General features: G+C 59.3%; 17 protein-coding genes, 1 tRNA gene and 1 pseudogene. 14 read left to right on the top strand and 5 right to left on the bottom strand.

What is annotated here, in order from left to right; all coding sequences use genetic code 11:
• Window positions 1-84: 84 nt before the first annotated feature.
• Window positions 85-1,149, bottom strand: a complete 1,065-nt coding sequence (chvE, locus tag EFQ99_RS24455; RefSeq protein ID WP_126923786.1) for a multiple monosaccharide ABC transporter substrate-binding protein — start codon at window positions 1,147-1,149, stop codon at window positions 85-87.
• Between the two features lie 271 nt (window positions 1,150-1,420).
• On the opposite strand from chvE, the gene EFQ99_RS24450 reads away from it, so the two are divergent.
• Window positions 1,421-2,428, top strand: a complete 1,008-nt coding sequence (locus EFQ99_RS24450) for a LysR family transcriptional regulator (protein ID WP_126923785.1) — start codon at window positions 1,421-1,423, stop codon at window positions 2,426-2,428.
• A 64-nt stretch (window positions 2,429-2,492) separates the two neighbouring features.
• Window positions 2,493-2,963, top strand: coding sequence for a hypothetical protein (locus tag EFQ99_RS24445; RefSeq protein ID WP_126923784.1), 471 nt, complete (start codon window positions 2,493-2,495; stop codon window positions 2,961-2,963).
• Here EFQ99_RS24445 and EFQ99_RS24440 read toward each other — a convergent pair whose 3' ends face one another.
• Window positions 2,964-3,245 carry a hypothetical protein gene (locus EFQ99_RS24440; protein ID WP_126923783.1) on the bottom strand — a complete coding sequence of 94 codons (282 nt, stop codon included), beginning with the start codon at window positions 3,243-3,245 and terminating at the stop codon, window positions 2,964-2,966. It abuts the gene before it with no gap.
• A gap of 176 nt (window positions 3,246-3,421) precedes the next feature.
• On the opposite strand from EFQ99_RS24440, the gene iolG reads away from it, so the two are divergent.
• The gene (gene iolG / locus EFQ99_RS24435; protein WP_126923782.1) at window positions 3,422-4,414 is read left to right on the top strand and encodes an inositol 2-dehydrogenase; all 993 of its coding nucleotides are present in this window, start codon (window positions 3,422-3,424) and stop codon (window positions 4,412-4,414) included.
• A gap of 287 nt (window positions 4,415-4,701) precedes the next feature.
• On the opposite strand, the gene EFQ99_RS24430 is transcribed toward iolG, so the two are convergent.
• On the bottom strand, window positions 4,702-5,925 hold the full coding sequence (locus EFQ99_RS24430) for an ROK family transcriptional regulator (RefSeq protein ID WP_126923781.1): 1,224 nt from the start codon (window positions 5,923-5,925) through the stop codon (window positions 4,702-4,704).
• Window positions 5,926-6,152: 227 nt separating this feature from the next.
• On the opposite strand from EFQ99_RS24430, the gene xylF reads away from it, so the two are divergent.
• The 3 genes from xylF to EFQ99_RS24415 all read left to right on the top strand — a co-directional run bounded on the left by xylF (window position 6,153) and on the right by EFQ99_RS24415 (window position 9,567).
• Window positions 6,153-7,193 (top strand): D-xylose ABC transporter substrate-binding protein, encoded by a 1,041-nt coding sequence (gene xylF, locus EFQ99_RS24425; protein ID WP_126923780.1) that lies wholly within the window; start codon window positions 6,153-6,155, stop codon window positions 7,191-7,193.
• A 263-nt stretch (window positions 7,194-7,456) separates the two neighbouring features.
• The gene (locus EFQ99_RS24420; protein ID WP_126923779.1) at window positions 7,457-8,770 is read left to right on the top strand and encodes a sugar ABC transporter permease; all 1,314 of its coding nucleotides are present in this window, start codon (window positions 7,457-7,459) and stop codon (window positions 8,768-8,770) included.
• 14 nt (window positions 8,771-8,784) lie between these two features.
• On the top strand, window positions 8,785-9,567 hold the full coding sequence (locus EFQ99_RS24415; protein WP_088672941.1) for an ATP-binding cassette domain-containing protein: 783 nt from the start codon (window positions 8,785-8,787) through the stop codon (window positions 9,565-9,567).
• 189 nt (window positions 9,568-9,756) lie between these two features.
• Here the strand turns inward: EFQ99_RS24415 and EFQ99_RS24410 are convergent, their stop codons facing one another.
• The gene (locus EFQ99_RS24410; RefSeq protein WP_126923778.1) at window positions 9,757-9,981 is read right to left on the bottom strand and encodes a hypothetical protein; all 225 of its coding nucleotides are present in this window, start codon (window positions 9,979-9,981) and stop codon (window positions 9,757-9,759) included.
• A gap of 172 nt (window positions 9,982-10,153) precedes the next feature.
• On the opposite strand from EFQ99_RS24410, the gene EFQ99_RS24405 reads away from it, so the two are divergent.
• Together EFQ99_RS24405 and EFQ99_RS24400 are read left to right on the top strand one after the other, a co-directional pair.
• A tRNA-Arg gene (locus tag EFQ99_RS24405) sits at window positions 10,154-10,230 on the top strand.
• A gap of 1,619 nt (window positions 10,231-11,849) precedes the next feature.
• Window positions 11,850-12,176: a hypothetical protein gene (locus tag EFQ99_RS24400; protein WP_126923777.1), complete on the top strand. Its 327-nt coding sequence runs from the start codon at window positions 11,850-11,852 to the stop codon at window positions 12,174-12,176.
• Window positions 12,177-12,192: 16 nt separating this feature from the next.
• Here the strand turns inward: EFQ99_RS24400 and EFQ99_RS24395 are convergent.
• Window positions 12,193-12,311 (bottom strand): annotated as a pseudogene (locus EFQ99_RS24395) (IS481 family transposase); the annotation flags it as partial.
• 223 nt (window positions 12,312-12,534) lie between these two features.
• On the opposite strand from EFQ99_RS24395, the gene EFQ99_RS24390 reads away from it, so the two are divergent.
• The 6 genes from EFQ99_RS24390 to EFQ99_RS24365 all read left to right on the top strand — a co-directional run bounded on the left by EFQ99_RS24390 (window position 12,535) and on the right by EFQ99_RS24365 (window position 18,110).
• Window positions 12,535-13,590: a type I restriction endonuclease gene (locus EFQ99_RS24390; protein ID WP_164736432.1), complete on the top strand. Its 1,056-nt coding sequence runs from the start codon at window positions 12,535-12,537 to the stop codon at window positions 13,588-13,590.
• Window positions 13,587-13,910 carry a hypothetical protein gene (locus EFQ99_RS24385; RefSeq protein WP_126923776.1) on the top strand — a complete coding sequence of 108 codons (324 nt, stop codon included), beginning with the start codon at window positions 13,587-13,589 and terminating at the stop codon, window positions 13,908-13,910. The genes EFQ99_RS24390 and EFQ99_RS24385 overlap by 4 nt, the downstream gene beginning before the upstream one ends.
• Before the next feature lie 218 nt (window positions 13,911-14,128).
• Window positions 14,129-14,845: a hypothetical protein gene (locus EFQ99_RS24380; RefSeq protein WP_245441572.1), complete on the top strand. Its 717-nt coding sequence runs from the start codon at window positions 14,129-14,131 to the stop codon at window positions 14,843-14,845.
• Entirely contained in the window at window positions 14,842-15,261 is a 420-nt protein-coding gene (locus EFQ99_RS24375) for a PIN-like domain-containing protein (protein ID WP_126923775.1), read from the top strand. Before EFQ99_RS24380 ends, EFQ99_RS24375 begins: the two co-directional genes overlap by 4 nt.
• Before the next feature lie 122 nt (window positions 15,262-15,383).
• Window positions 15,384-16,796: a peptidoglycan L,D-endopeptidase MepK gene (locus tag EFQ99_RS24370; RefSeq protein WP_126923774.1), complete on the top strand. Its 1,413-nt coding sequence runs from the start codon at window positions 15,384-15,386 to the stop codon at window positions 16,794-16,796.
• Window positions 16,797-17,153: 357 nt separating this feature from the next.
• A complete protein-coding gene (locus EFQ99_RS24365) occupies window positions 17,154-18,110 on the top strand; it encodes an NAD-dependent epimerase/dehydratase family protein (RefSeq protein WP_126923773.1) in 957 nt (318 codons plus the stop codon).
• Window positions 18,111-18,171: the final 61 nt, after the last annotated feature.

Raw genomic sequence — 18,171 nt, 5'->3', positions numbered from 1 at the left:
TCCAGCGCCTCCGGCCGTCAAGCGGCTGGGCGATCATAAAATCGAAGACCGGAACCCGCAAGCGCGGGTTCCGGCCATCTCGTATTACTTCAGCTTGTCTTCGGTGTAGTAACCGCCGTCGACGAGGATCTGCTTGTAGTTGGTCTTGTCGACAGCAACCGGCTTCAGCAGATAGGACGGAACGACCTTGACGCCGTTGTCGTAGGTCTTCGTGTCGTTGACCTCAGGCTCCTTGCCGGACATGACGGCATCGACCATGGCAACAGTGACCTTGGCGAGATCGCGGGTGTCCTTGAAGATCGTCGAATGCTGTTCGCCAGCAATGATCGACTTGACCGACGGAACTTCAGCGTCCTGACCGGTAACGATCGGGAGCGGCTGAGCCGCAGTACCATAACCAACGCCCTTCAGCGACGAAATGATACCGATCGACAGACCGTCATAGGGAGACAGGACGGCATCGACCTTGGCGTCGGTGTAGTTAGCCGAGAGCAGGTTGTCCATGCGGGCCTGGGCCACTGCCGGATCCCAACGCAGCGTGCCGACCTTGTCCATGCCGGTCTGGCCGGACTTCACGACGAGCTTGCCGGAGTCGATGTAGGGCTGCAGGACGGACATTGCGCCATCATAGAAGAAGAAGGCGTTGTTGTCGTCCGGCGAACCGCCGAAGAGTTCGATGTTGAACGGACCCTTGCCATCCTTGAGGCCGAGGCCGTCAACGATGGAGCCGGCCTGCAGAACGCCGACCTGGAAGTTGTCGAAGGTCGCGTAGTAGTCGACGTTGCCCGAATTGCGGATCAGACGGTCGTAAGCGATGACCTTGATGCCGGCGTCGTGAGCCTTCTGGAGAACGTCGGAAAGCGTGGTGCCGTCGATCGAAGCGATGACGAGAACCTTGACGCCCTTCGTGACCATGTTTTCGATCTGCGAAAGCTGGTTCGGAATGTCGTCGTCGCCATACTGGAGGTCAGTGCCGTAACCGGCAGCCTGGAGCTGCTTGACGATGTTGTTGCCGTCATCGATCCAGCGGGCCGAAGCCTTCGTCGGCATTGCGATACCAACGGTGCCCTTGTCCGCTGCCAAAGCAGGCGCAACGAACGAAGCGACGCCGAAAGCAGCCGCAGCCATCAATGAGATAATGGATTTCATTTCTCTCTCCCTTGTTAATAGAGCAGCGGACGAAAAATCGCCCGCCCCGAAACTGTGGCAGGTTCCGTATTGGATAGTTACTTCAGATGGTGAGAAACGAAGTAGGTCTCCTCCACGATCTCACACGTGTTGAGTGCCAACCAGCACACGGCGGCAAACTGGTATGGATTCCTATAACTGTCAAATAGAATAAGTGGTAATGTGCATAACAATTTTGGTATATCGTTAAAAAGTATTACTTTTGATGGAGCGCAGTGAGGGGGCTGCAACCATGACGATTGTTTCAGAGCCATTTTCGATGGACCACGTCGATATCCACAGCGATAATTTCGGCGACGACGGCCTTTTGCGTGCGGGGCTTAAGCTGAATCACCTGCGTATGATCGTCGCAATCGAAGATAGCGGGCAGATTTCCGCTGCCGCGGAAGTTCTCAACATTTCGCAGCCCGCCGCGTCGCGCATGCTGTCCGAAATGGAATCAATTACCAAGACTCAGCTCTATGAGCGCGTCGCCCGCGGCGTGGTGCTGACGACCTTCGGCGCAGCGCTCGCCAGAAGGGCTCGCAAGATCCTCCTGGAGCTGCGCGAGGCGAGCCGCGAGATCGGCGAACTGAAGAGCGGCAAGGGCGGCTCGGTCTTCATCGGCGCGGTCACCGCGCCGGCCATGAGCCTCGTGGTGCCGGCGATCAACAAGGTCCGCAAGGCTTATCCCGGCATCGAGATCAACATCCAGGTGGAGACCAGCAACGTGCTGGCCCGCGAGCTGCTCGCCGCCCGCCACGACTTCATCATCGGCCGCATTCCCGACGATCTCAACCCGCGCCTCTTCGAGGTGACCGAGATCGGCATCGAGCGGGCCTGCCTTATCGTGCACAGCCGCCACCCGCTTTTGAAGCAGAAGGTGAGCAGCCTCGTCGACATCAGGGATTACGACTGGGTGTTCCAGCCGCCGGGCACGCTGCTGCGCCGCACGATCGAGGACATCTTCCTGTCGCGCGGCGTGGCGCTGCCTGAAAACATCGTCAACACCTCCTCGCTGCTGCTGACCTGCGCCATCGTCTGCGAAACCGATGCGATTGCTCCGATCGCCATCGACGTCGCCCAGTTCCTGGCCAGCCAGAGTTCGAATGCCTCGGATGTGCGCATGCTGCCGATCGATTTCGACATCAACGTCAAGCCTTACAGCCTGATCACCGCGAGAGAACGGGCGCTGCCGCCGAGCGCAAGGCTGCTCTATGACATCATCCTCGAAGAGAGCATTCGCCCGGCTGAAAGTTGACGGCAGAAATCCAGCCCGGCGCCAACTTGGCGCCGTCTAATGCGCCGCCCGTAGAGGAAGGCGCATGCTGTTCGGACAATCGATATTCCAATCCGTTCTCGAACGGCTGAAAGAAGAAGAGGCCACCGGCGAAACGGAAGAGCCGGTTGCCCATCGCGTCTCCGGCTTCTCGACCGGCCTCGCCTTCGATGTGATGGAGGGGGTCTCGGCCGCCTCGCAGCGCGTCGGCCAGGCCTATTTCGACAATCTTGAACTCGATGCCGCCGCGATCGCGCCAGAGCCGGCGCTTGCCCCCGAGCCCAAGACCGAGCCCGTCATGCCGGACCACCTCGCGCGCATCGCGCCGGCAGAGGTCGCGGCCGAACTCGCGATTTCCGCCACCGATACACCGCTGACGCTCAGCGAAAAACGCCGCGCCTTTGCCCGGGCCAATCATCCCGATCGCGTCGCCCCGCCCTTCCGCGACCATGCGACGAAGCGGATGACGCTGGCCAACCTACTGATCGATGAAGCGCTGCGGCGAATCGGCCGCTGATTATTCGCCCTGCCCGTCCTTCGAAGACTTCTCGGCGGTCGCTGCCGGCTCATCCTCATCCTCGGCTTCAGGCTGCGCGGCCGGCTCGGCGGCCGGCGGCTGCGGATTGAAGGTCCAGAACAGCATATAGAAGGAATAGGCGCCCGCGCCCCCCGCTAGCACTGCCCAGAACGGATCGCCGGTGATAAGTTCGAGCCCGGCCCAGCCGAAGCAGACAGCAACGATGGCAATTCGCACCCAAAGATGACGATAGGCCGGATGATTCGGATCGATGAGTTGCATTCCTGCTCCGCGGTCGCATATGTCGCACTGCCCTCGGCCTGCGCCGCGCTTGTCTTTAGTTCGAATCTTGCAAATGTGAAAGAGCCGCGGGCTTGACGTGGGGCAGAGATGGTGGAATGAAAATTCCAGATTTTTGGTAATTCGGTTTATTTGTTCCGAATTCAACGGAGGTTGCAATGACAGTGAGATTTGGTCTTCTCGGCGCCGGCCGCATCGGCAAGGTTCATGCGAAGGCCGTCAGCGGCGACGCCAATGCGACGCTCGTCGCGGTCGCGGACGCCTTTCCGCAGGCCGCTGAAGCCATCGCTTCCGCCTATGGCTGCGAAGTCCGCACCATCGAGGCGATCGAAGCGGCCAAGGATATCGACGCCGTCGTCATCTGCACGCCGACGGATACCCATGCCGACCTGATCGAGCGCTTCGCCCGCGCCGGCAAGGCGATCTTCTGCGAAAAGCCGATCGATCTCGACGTTGCCCGCGTCAAGGCCTGCATCAAGGTGGTGGAAGAGACCGGCGCCAAGCTGATGGTCGGCTTCAACCGCCGCTTCGACCCGCATTTCATGGCGGTCCGCAAGGTCATCGACGACGGCAAGATCGGCGATGTCGAGATGGTGACGATCACCTCGCGCGATCCCGGCGCCCCGCCGGTCGATTACATCAAGCGCTCGGGCGGCATCTTCCGCGATATGACGATCCACGATTTCGACATGGCCCGCTTCCTGCTCGGCGAAGAGCCGGTCTCGGTGCTGGCGACTGCTGCCGTCCTCGTCGACAAGGCGATCGGCGAAGCTGGCGATTACGACAGCGTTTCGGTGATCCTGCAGACCGCGTCGGGCAAGCAGGCGATCATCTCCAACTCGCGCCGCGCCACCTATGGCTACGACCAGCGCATCGAGGCGCACGGCTCCAAGGGCGTCGTCTCGGCCGAAAACCAGCGCCCGGTCTCGATCGAAGTCGCAAATGCCGACGGCTACACCCGCCCGCCGCTGCACGATTTCTTCATGACCCGCTATACCGAAGCCTATGCCAACGAGATCGCAGCCTTCATCGCCGCGATCGAAAAGGGCACGAAGATCTCTCCCTCAGGCGCCGATGGCCTGGCAGCGCTGGCACTTGCCGACGCAGCGGTCCAGTCCGTCAAGGAAGGCAAGCTCATCAAGATTGGCTGACGGCCCTCTCCCGACCGGAAGCCACGCATGAGATGGCCGGGCCCTGCCCGGCCATTTCGCGTTTGGTGACATCTGCAGTGTGTGAACCGAAGACCCCTCCCCAACCCCTCCCCACAAGGGGGAGGGACTAATCTGCCGCACCCGCTGCTTTTCCTCTCACGGTTTCATCCGCAGAAAGGCTGATGTTCGCCGCAATCGGCGCCACGCGCGAGCCCCTCCCCCTCGTGGGGAGGGGTTGGGGAGGGGTAGCGGCAATCGCCGGCGCCAGCCGGACAACACCAGCACCCTCACTCCGCGCTCTGCACACCCGACAGCACGATGTCCTGATCGATCACCGAGAGCGCCCGGTTCAGATGCCCGTCGAAAACCAGGATCTGCTCGTCGGCGACCACCCGGATCTCGGGCATGCCTTCCATGCGCACGACATGCGATTGGCCGAGCCCCTCCTCGATCCCCTGCCGGAGAAGGTCGTAATAGCGCGTGCCCGGCCCGGTGATGGCGATCGGCATGCGCTCGGTCAGGCTGAGCATACGCGACAGGCCGTTGCCGAGCGCCAGCCCCGCCTGGCGGAAGGCGAAGGCGGAGGTGCGGTGGCCCTGGCGCGCCTTCGCGGCGATCTTGTCGAGCTCCGCCACCGGCACGAACTTTGCCGGAATCGTATCGAGCGGCACTTCGAAGGCACTGCGCAGGATCGCGTAGAAACCGGCATAGGCCTCGATGCAGCCGCGCGTGCCGCAGCGGCAGAGCCCGCCATTGGCCATATGCAGCATATGCCCGAAATTCGGCGCCGAGATCTCCTGGCCTGTCTGCCCCCCCCGCCGGACGATGCCGAGCCCGATGCTGTGGCCGAGCGAAAGTGCTGCCAGCGAGCGGAAATCGGCGCCCTTGGCGATCTCCTCGCGCTCGCCGAGTGCCGCCGCGACCAGAAGCGTCTCGTTGTCGAGGATCACCTTGGCCTGCCATTCCGGCCGGAGTGCCGATTCGAAATCGATCTGCTCGCTGCCGAAGATCGGCGACCAGAGGAGAACCGGCTCGGTGGAATTGACCAGCCCCTTGCTGCTGATCGAAATCAGCAGCACCTTTTCCTGGGTGATCCGGGAGCGCTCGAGAATGCGCAAAAGCCCGGCGCGCACCGAAGTGACGAAGCGGGCGGCACCGGATGGATCGTGCGAACGCACCTCGCTGAAGCGGTCGATCAGCTTGCCGGCATAATCCACAAGCGAATATTGCACGGCATCCGAGGAGATGATGACGACGATGAGATAGCCGCAGTCGCGCCGCTGGCGCAGAAGCACGCGTGGCCGGCCACGCCCGCTGGCCGCCTGCTGCTCGGATTTTTCAATGATCTGGGCTTTTTCCAGCTCGGTGGTGATGGCCGAAATGGTGGCCGAGGAAAGCCCGGTGAAATCGGATATTTCGGTATGCGCGAGTGCGCCGTGGCGGCGCAGCACGGAGAGCACGAGCACGCTGTTTCTCTGCCGGACCAGCTCCGTGCTCGACTTGGTCAGCATGAATGCCGCCCTCTCCTCCTGCTCGCTCTTCCCTTGATTTCCACTGCATCTCCGGCCTCCGTTGCGCAAGGGGAATAAGCCGGTAGTGCAGTGTTGACAGTTGAAAAAATCTCTGACACTAAATTTCTCGACTGTCGAGAAAAAAATCCGAACCTTTCTGGACAGCTTTTCGCGGTGGCCGGAGGAAGCATGGGCTGGGCCGGCCGCAACTCACTCGGGAGGACATTATGAAGTCTATTTATAAGCTGATGGCAGGTGCTGCCGTTCTCGTTTCTCTGCATACCGCTGCCGTGGCTGCCGACCTCGTCGTTGGCGTTTCCTGGTCGAATTTCCAGGAAGAGCGCTGGAAGACTGATGAAGCCGCCATCAAGAAGGCTCTCGAAGCCAAGGGCGCCAAGTATATTTCCGCTGACGCACAGTCCTCAGCCGCAAAGCAGCTCACCGACGTCGAATCGCTGATCTCGCAGGGCGCCAACGCGCTCATCATTCTCGCCCAGGACTCCGACGCAATCGGCCCGGCCATCGAAAAGGCCGCTGCTGAAGGCATCCCGGTCGTCGGCTACGACCGCCTGATCGAAAACCCGGCTGCCTTCTACATCACCTTCGACAACAAGGAAGTCGGCCGCCTGCAGGCTCAGGGCGTCTTCAAGGCCAAGCCGGAAGGCAACTACGTCTTCATCAAGGGCTCGTCTTCTGATCCGAACGCCGACTTCCTGTTCTCGGGCCAGCAGGAAGTGCTGAAGGCCGCCATCGACGCCGGCAAGATCAAGAATGTCGGCGAAGCCTATACCGACGGCTGGCTGCCGGAGAACGCTCAGCGCAACATGGAGCAGTTCCTGACCGCCAACAACAACAAGGTTGACGCCGTTGTTGCTTCGAACGACGGCACCGCCGGCGGCGCGATCGCAGCGCTCGACGCGCAGGGCCTCGCCGGTTCCGTTCCGGTTTCCGGCCAGGACGGCGACAAGGCAGCACTCAACCGCATCGCTCTCGGCACGCAGACGGTTTCCGTCTGGAAGGACAGCCGCGAACTCGGCAAGCGCGCCGCTGAAATCGCTCTCGACCTCGCCGGCGGCAAGGACATGAGCAAGATCGACGGCGCCCAGGCGTTCAAGGGCGGCCCGAAGCACGTTGAAATGAACTCGGTCTTCCTCAAGCCGCTCGCGATCACCAAGGAAAATCTGAACGTCGTCATCGACGCCGGCTGGATTTCCAAGGCTGAAGCCTGCCAGGGCGTCAAGGCCGGCACGGTTGCTGCCTGCAAGTAAGCCAGGGCTGAACTGAAATGACCGGCGCCGCAGTGGAACACCGCTGCGGCGCCGGATGCGGATGAGAACGTCAAAGACGACGTTTTTTCCGCCTCGCCACACCATCGCGGACTTTCATTCCCTGCCGGAAGAGCGTCGCGACGCCACGCGACCGGTTTCCGGAAGCATCGCGATGGTCAGTTGAAGAACAGACTGATGACGCCGATGGCAGCCTTTGGCACGCCGGCGCGTCCGTCCACACAAAATGGGGGAACGGCAAACCCATGGCCGAAATGGTAAAATCCACAACATCAAGCGGGCCGCGAACGGCGGAAGCCAATCCGGTGACCCGCTTCTTCCGCGCCACTGAGATCGACACGCGCCTGCTCGGCATGATCGGCGCGCTCATCATAATCTGGATCGGTTTCCACATCATCACCGGCGGCCTGTTCCTGACCCCGCGCAATCTCTGGAACCTCTCGGTTCAGACGACCGACATCGCCATCATGACGACGGGCATGGTGCTGATCATCGTCACCCGCAATATCGACCTTTCGGTCGGTTCCGTGCTCGGCCTCTGCGGCATGATCATGGGCGTGACGCAGGCCAAGATCCTGCCGGAATATATCGGTTTCGACAGCCCCTTCACCTGGGTGATCACGCTGCTGATCGGCCTCATCGCCGGCGGCCTGATCGGCACCTTCCAGGGCATGATCATCGCCTTCCTCAACGTTCCCTCCTTCATCGTCACCCTCGGCGGCCTGCTCGTCTGGCGCGGTGCGACCTGGCTCGTCACCAGCGGCCAGACGGTTGCGCCGATGGACCAGACTTTCCGCATCATGGGCGGGGGTGCCGAGGGCTCGATCGGCGCCACCTGGAGCTGGGTGGTCGGTATCGCCGCCTGTCTCTTCGTCATCGCCAGCATCGTCGGCTCGCGCCGGCAGCGCCGCCGCTTCGGCTTCCCGCGCCGGCCGATGTGGGCTGAATATTTCCTCGCGATCCTCAGCTGCGTGCTCATCCTCGGCGCGGTCTCAATCGCCAACAGCTATTACTGGCCGATCAACATCGCCAAGAAATATGCCGAGACCAACAATATTCCCTGGCCCGAAACCGGCCTGGATATTCCCTACGGCATCGCCGTGCCGGTGCTGATCGCGATCATCGTCGGCATCATCATGACCTTCATCGCCACGCGGCTGCGCTTCGGCCGCTATGTCTTCGCAATCGGCGGCAACCCTGAGGCCGCAGAACTCGCCGGCATCAAGACCCGCTGGGTCACCGTGCGCATCTTCGCGTTGATGGGCGTTCTGGCGGCCATCGCGGCGGCGATCTCCACCGCCCGCCTCAACGCCGCGACGAACTCGCAGGGCACGCTCGACGAACTCTACACCATCGCCGCCGCCGTCATCGGCGGAACGTCGCTGGCAGGCGGTACCGGCACCATCGCCGGCGCCATGCTCGGCGCGCTCGTCATGCAGTCGCTGCAATCGGGCATGGTCCTCGCACATGTCGATACGCCGCTGCAGAGCGTCGTCGTCGGCACCGTCCTCGTCGTCGCGGTCTGGCTAGACACCGTATACCGCTCCCGTGCCAAGTGAGAGGAGCCCTAGACATGGCTGATCAACGCACTCCCCTCGTGGAACTGAAAAACATCTCGATCTCCTTCGGCGGCATCCATGCGGTGGACAATGCCTCGGTCGATCTCTACCCCGGCGAAGTCGTCGCCCTTCTCGGCCACAACGGCGCCGGCAAGTCGACGCTGATCAAGATCCTCTCCGGCGCCTACAAGCGCGACAGCGGCGATATCCTGATCAATGGCGAGCCGGCCGACATCCGCAATCCGCGCGATGCCAAGAAATATGGCATCGAGACGATCTACCAGACGCTCGCCGTCGCCGATAATGTCGACGCCGCCGCCAACCTCTATCTCGGCCGCGAGCTGAAGACCCGCTGGGGCACGCTCGACGACGTCGCGATGGAAGCCTCGGCCCGCGAAGTGATGGGACGCTTGAACCCCAACTTCAAGCGCTTCAAGGAGCCGGTGAAGGCGCTCTCGGGCGGCCAGCGGCAATCGGTGGCGATCGCCCGCGCCATCCTCTTCAACGCCCGCATCCTGATCATGGACGAGCCGACCGCCGCGCTCGGCCCCCAGGAAACGGCCCAGGTCGGCGAGCTGATCAAGCAGCTGAAGAAGGAAGGCATCGGCATCTTCCTCATCAGCCACGACATCCACGACGTCTTCGACCTCGCCGACCGCGTCTCGGTGATGAAGAACGGCCAGGTCGTCGGCCACGCCCGCACCGAGGACGTGACCAAGGACGAGGTGCTCGGCATGATCATCCTCGGCAAGGTCCCGCCCAAAGCCATCCCCGGCCCCGGCGCCATGCAGATCTGACCGCGCGCCAGGTCATCACCCACCAAAATCACACTCCGCCGCCCGCAAGGCCGGCGGAGTTTTTTTGTGCCTTATGAACCCGGGGCCGGGCCGGAGAACCCGCGCAAGCTCGCTGCAAAGGCCTCTCTCCCGATCCATTCCGGCTGCCAGCGAGGTTTGGAAGGACGTTTTTAAGGAGCCCCAACATTTTCAAAAAACGCAAAACGACGAAGCTCCTCTGCCCTCCCATCCATTTTTTAAAATGTTGACCCTTCTTAAAAACGTCTTTGCCAATGATAACTGACTGATTTCTCTTATTTTCAGTGGCAGAGAGGTTTTTAAGCGGACGAAAATCGGCTCTTTTGCCTGCTGGCCGAATTCACTTTTCTCAGCCACATCGAGCCGAAGCCCGACGCTCAATTCGGCAAGAGACACGCCCCAACCCGCAAACCGGAGGACGCACCAAGCCATCGGACGCCAGCCCGACGGACAAAAATCCCCGCCAAACCACAAGCACCCGTATTTCTGAGAATTTCGCGATTGAAGCCGGCCGCAAGCTAGGCTAAGAACCACCCATCGGACAGGCGATTCAAACCGCCCTAGGCATGCACCCGTAGCTCAGCTGGATAGAGTGTTGGATTCCGATTCCAAAGGTCACAGGTTCGAATCCTGTCGGGTGCGCCATCATTCCAATACCCCACGGAAAAATGCTTCGGGACCATGGGCTCTGGAAAGCTTCGCCACCTGCATTATGTCTGAACTTCGGAATGCTCGTCGCAGAGCTAGATACCGCGAACTCGCCTGAAGGAGGCGCCTGCGGAGCTTATCCGCAGGCGCAGTCGCTGGATAGCTCACTGCCGTCCACAACGCCGCTCGTCGAGGTGGAAACCCAACGGCGCTGGCTTAGATACCGTTGCCGGCTGGACTGCCGGCTGGGCCTCCGAAACCGTTGCCGGCTGGGCCCATACCGCTCGGCGGGCTTGAGTGGGTCGGCGAGTTAGGTTGGCTCGGCGCGTCTTCAGCACTGCTTGCCGAGCTGCTTTTGTTCGAAAGAAACTTGTCGTTCGGCCCAAATGTTTGGGCGTTCCGTGTCTCACTCTGGCATCCCTGAAGGATGCTCGCGGCGCTTAGAAGAGCCGCCGAAATTACAAAAAAATATCGAGTCTGCCTTACTTGGATTGGCATGCGAATGTTGTCCCCGGCTAAATCGCGCGATCTTTGAGTCAACGCGACAGAAAAATCTGCAACCAGTTGTTGCTATTGCTCGTTACCAAATGGAATCCGGGAAGTATAGGGCGAGTTTCGCCATAGCTTGGTTGGACGTCTAAGCAATAAGGCCGGGACGTGTCCCCGTCGTCTCGCAAATCACACCCGCGATCCTATAGAGGAGAAAGCTGCGGATCGCGCGTTCAGTTAGGGGGTCGTATTGCTCGCCAAAAGAATCCCGCCTCAGCGGTTAAGGTGGCGAGGTGGTGTTACTTCACTCGCCGAACAAGGGCTATAGTGCCACCGGTCTCATTACCATGCGACCGTCTGGCAAAATTGCCCACACACTCACGCCACCATCCGGGAATATAGGCTTGAGTTGCGCGGCATATGCCATACCGATGGACTCTTGATTGGAAGGTAAAATGGTCGAGAGCCCTATGCCAATATCAGTGAGTAGACCGGGGATGGCTGGCACCCCATTTTGCATATTAATCAGACCTTTCGGCAATGATGTTGCCGCTGCACCCTTTAAAATAGCGATCGCAATCTGACCAACCGTCCCCAGCTCGATGAGCCCTTAGCCCTTCAAGTTTCACCGTCTAGTTCGTCTGTTGCTCGCAGCAATTTCGAGCCAAACGTTCCGGGCTTCCTGATTTCACTGGCGAGAACGCGTCCCCATCTTTGGCGTAGGTCTTCGGACGTTGCTCCTTCCCATGAAGCGCCGCCTCTTGGAGCTCCGCTGGGGGATGATCCCCAGACCCGCAGACAGACCCGCTGCGCGGCTCTGCCCTGTCAGTGTTCGCGGTGCCGGCAGAGGCACCTCGGGCTTTGACGCAGGTGCGTCGCCACTCCCTTTTACTTCTACTCGCGACAGACTTGCGTCACGGCGTCGTTCCCATGTTCGGCGCAACGCTAACCGCTCCGGAAAACTGGTTGTTTTCAATATCGGCGAATTTCGGCCGGAGCCGGCGTTAGCACGGTGTTAGCGTAAATCACCTACCATAGCGGCACTATTGGAAACCCGATTTGTCCCTTGCAACAGGGACAAATGGAATGGTGACGCCCCCGGAAACGCCACGGCTTACGGAGATTACATGAAACCGGTTCTAGCCAGTCTGATATTGTCGTCTGCCATGCTGCTTTCCAGCCTGCCGGGATTCGCCGCTTCCGGCGGATGGCAGTCGGATGGGCAAGGTACGAGGTATTGGCATGTCACCCCGGCGCCCGGGCAATGCAATATAAGCCAGGCGAAAAACCGGGCGCTTCGGGCCGGCATCTATCGCAGCGAGATTATACAGCAGGATGAGAATATTATCGTGCTCAGAGGTCTGGATCAATCGGGCGACCGGCGAACGATCGGTTTCGGCAACATCAGGGGATGCCCTGAGTTGGAAGGCTATGAGGAAAGCCCGAACTTCTGAGGCCATGGTTAAAGCCGATCATCGCCATAACTGGTTCCGGCAACTGATTGCATAGCGTACCGGACGACGCGACCGGTCGGTCAGGGCCTCCAGCCCATCCTCCTTGCAGCGATTGAAGATTTCGTAGCCGGTCTTCAACACCTCCCGCAAAAAGCGAAAAGTGTTACCCACGTCTCCGGTACAAAACGTCACCTATCTCTCAGGTCGGACACGGGCAGGCCATGTTGAGCGTCTGATGGGGCCGTCAAAGGCCGGAGTATGTCCTCTATAAATTAATCAATTAGAGATTTCATTCTTACCGACGATTGACGAATGCCGGCGCTTCGGCAAATCTGCTCGAATAACGGGTGAGGGACTCATGAGCACAATTGAAGAAAGCCTGCGCGCCATATCGGAGCGCATAAAGTCGCATTCGAGCACAATGGCAACGGAGGAGGCGGTCAAGACTGCTGTTGTGTTACCATTCTTGCGAGCCCTTGGATACGATGTCTTCGACCCGACAGAAGTTGTGCCTGAGTTTACTGCTGACGCCGTCGGAAAAAAGGGCGAAAAGGTTGACTACGCAATCAAGATCGACAACGAAATCCGCATCCTAATCGAATGCAAGCCGATATCGGTGGCTCTCGAGAAGAAACATTTGGATCAACTCTACCGCTATTTCAGCGTTACCAACGCGAAATTCGCTATCCTTACCAACGGACGGACATTCAACTTCTACACCGATCTGGAAGCACCTAACAAACTCGATACGAGGCCGTTTTTCATTTTCGACGTGACGGATTTTAACGCTAGCATTGTCACGGAACTCCGCAAATTCGAGAAGTCTGCCTTCGACGTGGCCGCCATCCTCGCGACGGCCGAACGCCTCAAGTATACCTCCGGCGTCAAGCAGGTGATAGCCAAACTCATTGAAGAGCCCACCGAGGAGTTCGTGCGAATCGCATCCGGCGGCGTCTACGAAGGACGAATGACCGCGCAGGTGAAAGAGATGCTTAGCGGGGTGGTGAGAGCGGCATTCCGTGAGGTCATTATGGATACCGTGAAGAGTCGCCTTTCCAGCGCGCTTGCGGATACCGAGGAAGTGATTGAAAAAATAGATACTCCTGTCGAAGACGAACCTGAGGTCGTCACCACAGAGGAGGAACGCGAAGGCTACATGATCGTCAAAGCCATTGTTCGAGATACGATCAGCCCAAAGCGCGTCGTCATGCGTGACCAGAAAACGTACTGCGGCATACTCATCGACAACAACAATCGAAAGCCCCTCGCCCGTCTGTGGTTTAATCGGTCGGTGAAGTATATCGGGCTATTCGACGGTGACAATGAAGAGCGACTGATTGTTGATAGCCTAGATCAGATTTATGAGTTCAGCGATCGGTTGCGCGTAACCGCGAAGAGGTATTCCGAGCAATGAGGACAAAGGGAGAGTATCAGCGAGTCCTCGACGATGACGTTGACGAGATCCTTGTTAGGATCTGGAAGCTCGACGGCGCCGTCGTTGCTGAAGCGGACCATCCAACTCTCGAACACATCAGTGGGCAGTTGATTACAGCTGCTCTTGGCAATCCCGTAACAGTTCCCGAGGCGCTTGCGATCGCGAACAAGTGGCTTGATCAATTGCCATTAAAGCGAATTTTCATCTATATTGAAGATCCGTCGGATTGGAATGAAGATTGGGGCATTTTGCTGCCGCCAAAGCCATCCGCGATTATTGTTAAGCCATTTCGGGCATGAGCGATCAGAGAGTTAGGGATGCAGGCGATGAAATTTTCGCCGCCTGCATCGTCTGGGTATGATTTGTCTCGCTCTCAATCACGACCTTCGTCTGTCGGCTGCTCTTCCTTTGACCCGCTCGTCCAAGCAACGAAAGTCGCGGTACTGATGAATGCGCAACCCATACAACCAAATCAGACAAGCATCTTCTCTGAAGGCGTTGACAGGGAATCAACTGAATGGACTATAGCGCCATGGAAACAGAGAACTTGATCGGTGTCGGCCTTTATACCCCTGCGGAAGCAGGCAGGCTGCTGCGCATATCGCCCGGCAAGCTCTCGCGATGGCTGCGCGGCCACCGCATTGGAAACAAGTTCTATCCGCCTTTATGGACTCCGGAAATCTCGCTTGGAGACGAGCGCATTTTCCTCGGTTTTCGTGATCTTATGGAGGCTCGCGTTGCTGGTGCTTTCATCGCGGCCGGCGTGTCGGCAATCAAGGTGCGGGCGGCAATCGACACAGCCAAAGAAGTGATTGGCGAGACGAGGCCGCTATCGACAAATCGCTTTCGCACTGATGGCCGTGAAATCTTTCTTCATATCATCCAGAAGGACGAAGACGGCGAACAGCGCGAGCATCTACTGAACCTCTTTCGGCGCCAGTTCGTATTCAATGGCATTCTTGATCCGATCCTGAAAACCGTCGACTTCGGCTCCGATGGAAATCCACTTATCTGGTGGCCCGGCGGACGACGGCTCAACGTCATCGTAGATCCGGCACGCTCATTCGGCCAACCGATCGACGCCGCCTCAAGTGTGCCAACCGCTGTGTTGGCTGCGGCTGCCGAACAAGAGGGGGGCATCCGTGGCGCAGCGAAGGCCTACGACGTAAGCGAAGCTTCTGTTCGGCATGCGGTTGAATTCGAAACGATGATGGAACAGCGGCTGGCGGCGTGAACGTCTTCTTCGACAACTGCACGTCTCCGATTCTTGCCAGCACCTTACACGGATTCATCCATCACGACGGCCACAACGCGATTCACGTTCGCGATGTATCTGGCCTCGCAAATGGCCGCCACTCGAAGGATGTGGAGTGGATCGATTTCCTGCGGCGTTCCAATGACGAATGGATGTTCGTTTCAGGCGATGGCCGTGTCCTCAAGAATCCGGCGGAACGTGCGGCACTAAGATCGGCTGGGCTGCATGGTTTCATATTAGCTCCTGCCTATCAGAAAACGCCTATGAACCAGGTAGCTTCCGTGCTGGTCTGGCGATGGCCTGAGATGCTGCAGATCACTCGTTTGCTTGCGCCACCCTCAATGCATGAAGTGCCCATAAATAAGGGCACGAGATTGCGTGCACTTCCAATGTAATCGCCGCCATCAATCACCGTGTGTGGCTCCATCTGGCAGGTTATATTGAAACCGGCGCTCACCGACCCCCCACATCCCCTCGTTAGCAATTTGTTGACCATAAACTGGCTTTACTAAACCTGATGGATGCGGAGGTTCCCACCCGTCGTCGAGTGTTGTGTAGGACGGAATTGGTCGTGTTGAAGTATCCACTGCAAGCTTTGTCGGGCGGAATTGCCACGCTCCTCTCGCGTGCAAAACGCTTCGCAGCGCAGACCATTCTACCGGCTCTGTTTGCGCTCCCTGCCCTTGTCGGCTCTGCAACATTCGCCTCAGCCGAAGATCGCGCCCTGAAGCTGTTCTTTACCCATACGGGCGAGAGGGCGACGATCACCTACAAGCGGGATGGAAAGTTCGATCCGAAGGGCCTTGCCCAGATCAATCGGTTTCTGCGCGACTGGCGGAGGAACGAGCCGACGCGGATGGATCCCCGGCTGCTCGATCTGGTCTGGGAGGTGTATAAGAAGAGTGGCGGCAAGGACTATATCCATATCGTCTCCGCCTATCGTTCCCCTGCTACCAACAACATGCTCCGCAACCGCTCGCGCATCACCGGTGTCGCCAAGAAGAGCCAGCACATGCTGGGTAAGGCGATGGATTTCTACGTTCCCGGCGTGAAGCTAGCGACGCTGCGTGCAACTGCCATGCAGATGCAGGTCGGCGGTGTCGGATATTATCCGACCTCGGGATCGCCCTTCGTGCATCTCGACGTCGGCAATGTCAGGGCCTGGCCCCGCATGTCCCGGCAGGAACTGGCGCAAATATTCCCGAATGGGCAGACGATGCATCTTCCGGCCGATGGCCGGCCTCTGCCGGGATATGATCAGGCGGTTGCGAGCTACAGGAAGCGCGTCGGCCCCACCTCGATTGAGATCGCCAGCACCGCCGGAGAAGACGATGACGCAGGAGCGTCGGCCGCCCCCAGCGGCGACACCACAAACCGCAACCTCGTGGCGGCGCTTCTGCCAGCGCCGAAAAGCCGGGCATTGAATGCGCTCGCGCTGCAGACCGGCGCGGCCGAACGGGATGACGAACGGTCCGCCGGGGATGTTTCATCCTTGCCGATTCCGATACCGGCGATGCGCCCGCCCGCCCTTCAGCAGGATGCGCGCACGGACGACAAACTGGAGACTGCGTCGATCGGCCCGATTGCAGCCCTTGCCGAGAAATCGACGCCTGTATTGCCGGCCCATGCCCGCTTCCATCCCCGCGTCGTTGCTCAGGCCACCTCCAGGCAGGGCGCCGATATGATCGCCTCCCTGCCCATGACCGCTTCCTGGGAAGGAGCAGATTTCTTTGCATCGACATCAGACGCGGCGCTGATGAAATGGGCGCTGCATACTCCCGGCGAGGCTATTGGCGTGAGAGCGCCGCGCGTTTCCCCCCGCACGGTTCATCGTGAGGCTGGTGTCGCTGCATCAGCTGCGGCTATCATGCCGGTGGCCGCCACAGACCTGTTCGATGCCAACCGGTTTGTGTCACCCCCGGAGGGCTGAGCTCGATCATCAGGGCTTGATTCGCGGCACGAAGGCCGGTCGCACGACGGCAAATCAGCATTTATTAGATTGTTCTAAAAAATGATTACGCCATATGGGCGGCACTCCCGCCTTGGCCCGGCAATCGGATCCGACTTCCTGGAAGAGCCACGCCGATTCAACGCGTTAAAGCACCATCCCCACCTCTGAAGAAGACGCGCAGGCCCGGCAGTTCCGGTCGCTGAGCGACGATGACGAGCTTTGCTCAGCGTCCGAGAGTCAGACCAAAGTCTGGTCAACCCCGGACTTCGTGCCCATATAAAACCTTCCGTTGCTGTAATACCAATAACACCTCCTCAAGTAACGAGACGTAGCACTATGAGAAACGTACTTATTTCTGGCGGAGCTGGATTCATTGGATCGCATCTTTGCGACCGAATTCTACTTAGAAATGATATACAGAAACTTGTTGTTGTTGACAATCTCTGGACTGGGCTCTTCGACAATATTGCACACATCAAGGACCCTCGTTTCTACTTCGTGAAAGCGGACGTCGAAACGCTGCAGACATCCGAAAAATTCGACGAGATCTATCACCTGGCCTCCCCCGCATCGCCGCCATGGTACATGCAGGAACCGAAGAGAACGATTTCCGCCAATCTGCTCGGCGCCTTCCGGCTTCTCGATCTTTTGAAGAAGGGCGGCCGTTTCGGCTTCACCTCTTCCTCCGAAGTCTATGGCGATCCTTTGGTCTCGCCGCAGCCGGAATCCTATAAGGGCCAAGTGGATTGCACCGGGCCGCGCTCGTCCTATGACGAGAGCAAGCGCTGCACGGAATCGCTGCTGTTCGAGATGCAGCGCACCCAGGGGCTCAACCTCAAGGTTATAAGACCCTTCAATATCTATGGGCCCCGCACACGCGCCGATGATGGGCGCGCGGTCTCCAACTTCGTCACCCAGGCGCTGTCGGGCCGCCCGATCACCGTCTTCGGCGATGGCCTCCAGTCCCGCAGCTGGGGCTATGTCGACGATATCGTCGATGGTTTCGCCCGCTATTTCTGGATCAATGAAACCGACTACAAGGGGCCTCTGAACATCGGCAACGATCGCGAGATTTCGGTTCTCGAGGTCGCGCAATATGTGTCCAGCCTCGTCGGCGGCGTGCCGATCGTCTTCAAGCCGTCGCCACCGCAAGATCCCACGAACAGGCGCCCGGACTTGACCAACGCAAATTATGTCATGCCGGAATGGTCCTGCAAGATCTCCTACGAACAGGGCGTGGCCATGACGCTCGACTGGTTCAGGGACAAGATGAAGGTGCAAGCGGCGGGGTAACCATCACGGCTTTCACGTCCGCGCCTCATCAGGCGCGGACAATCTATGCAAAGGTGCGATT

Origin of the sequence: Rhizobium vallis, assembly GCF_003985155.1 — a bacterium.
GTDB classification, from domain to species: domain Bacteria; phylum Pseudomonadota; class Alphaproteobacteria; order Rhizobiales; family Rhizobiaceae; genus Rhizobium; species Rhizobium vallis.
Note: the sequence above shows the minus strand (reverse complement) of the source record. Positions and strands in the feature narration are given on the sequence as shown.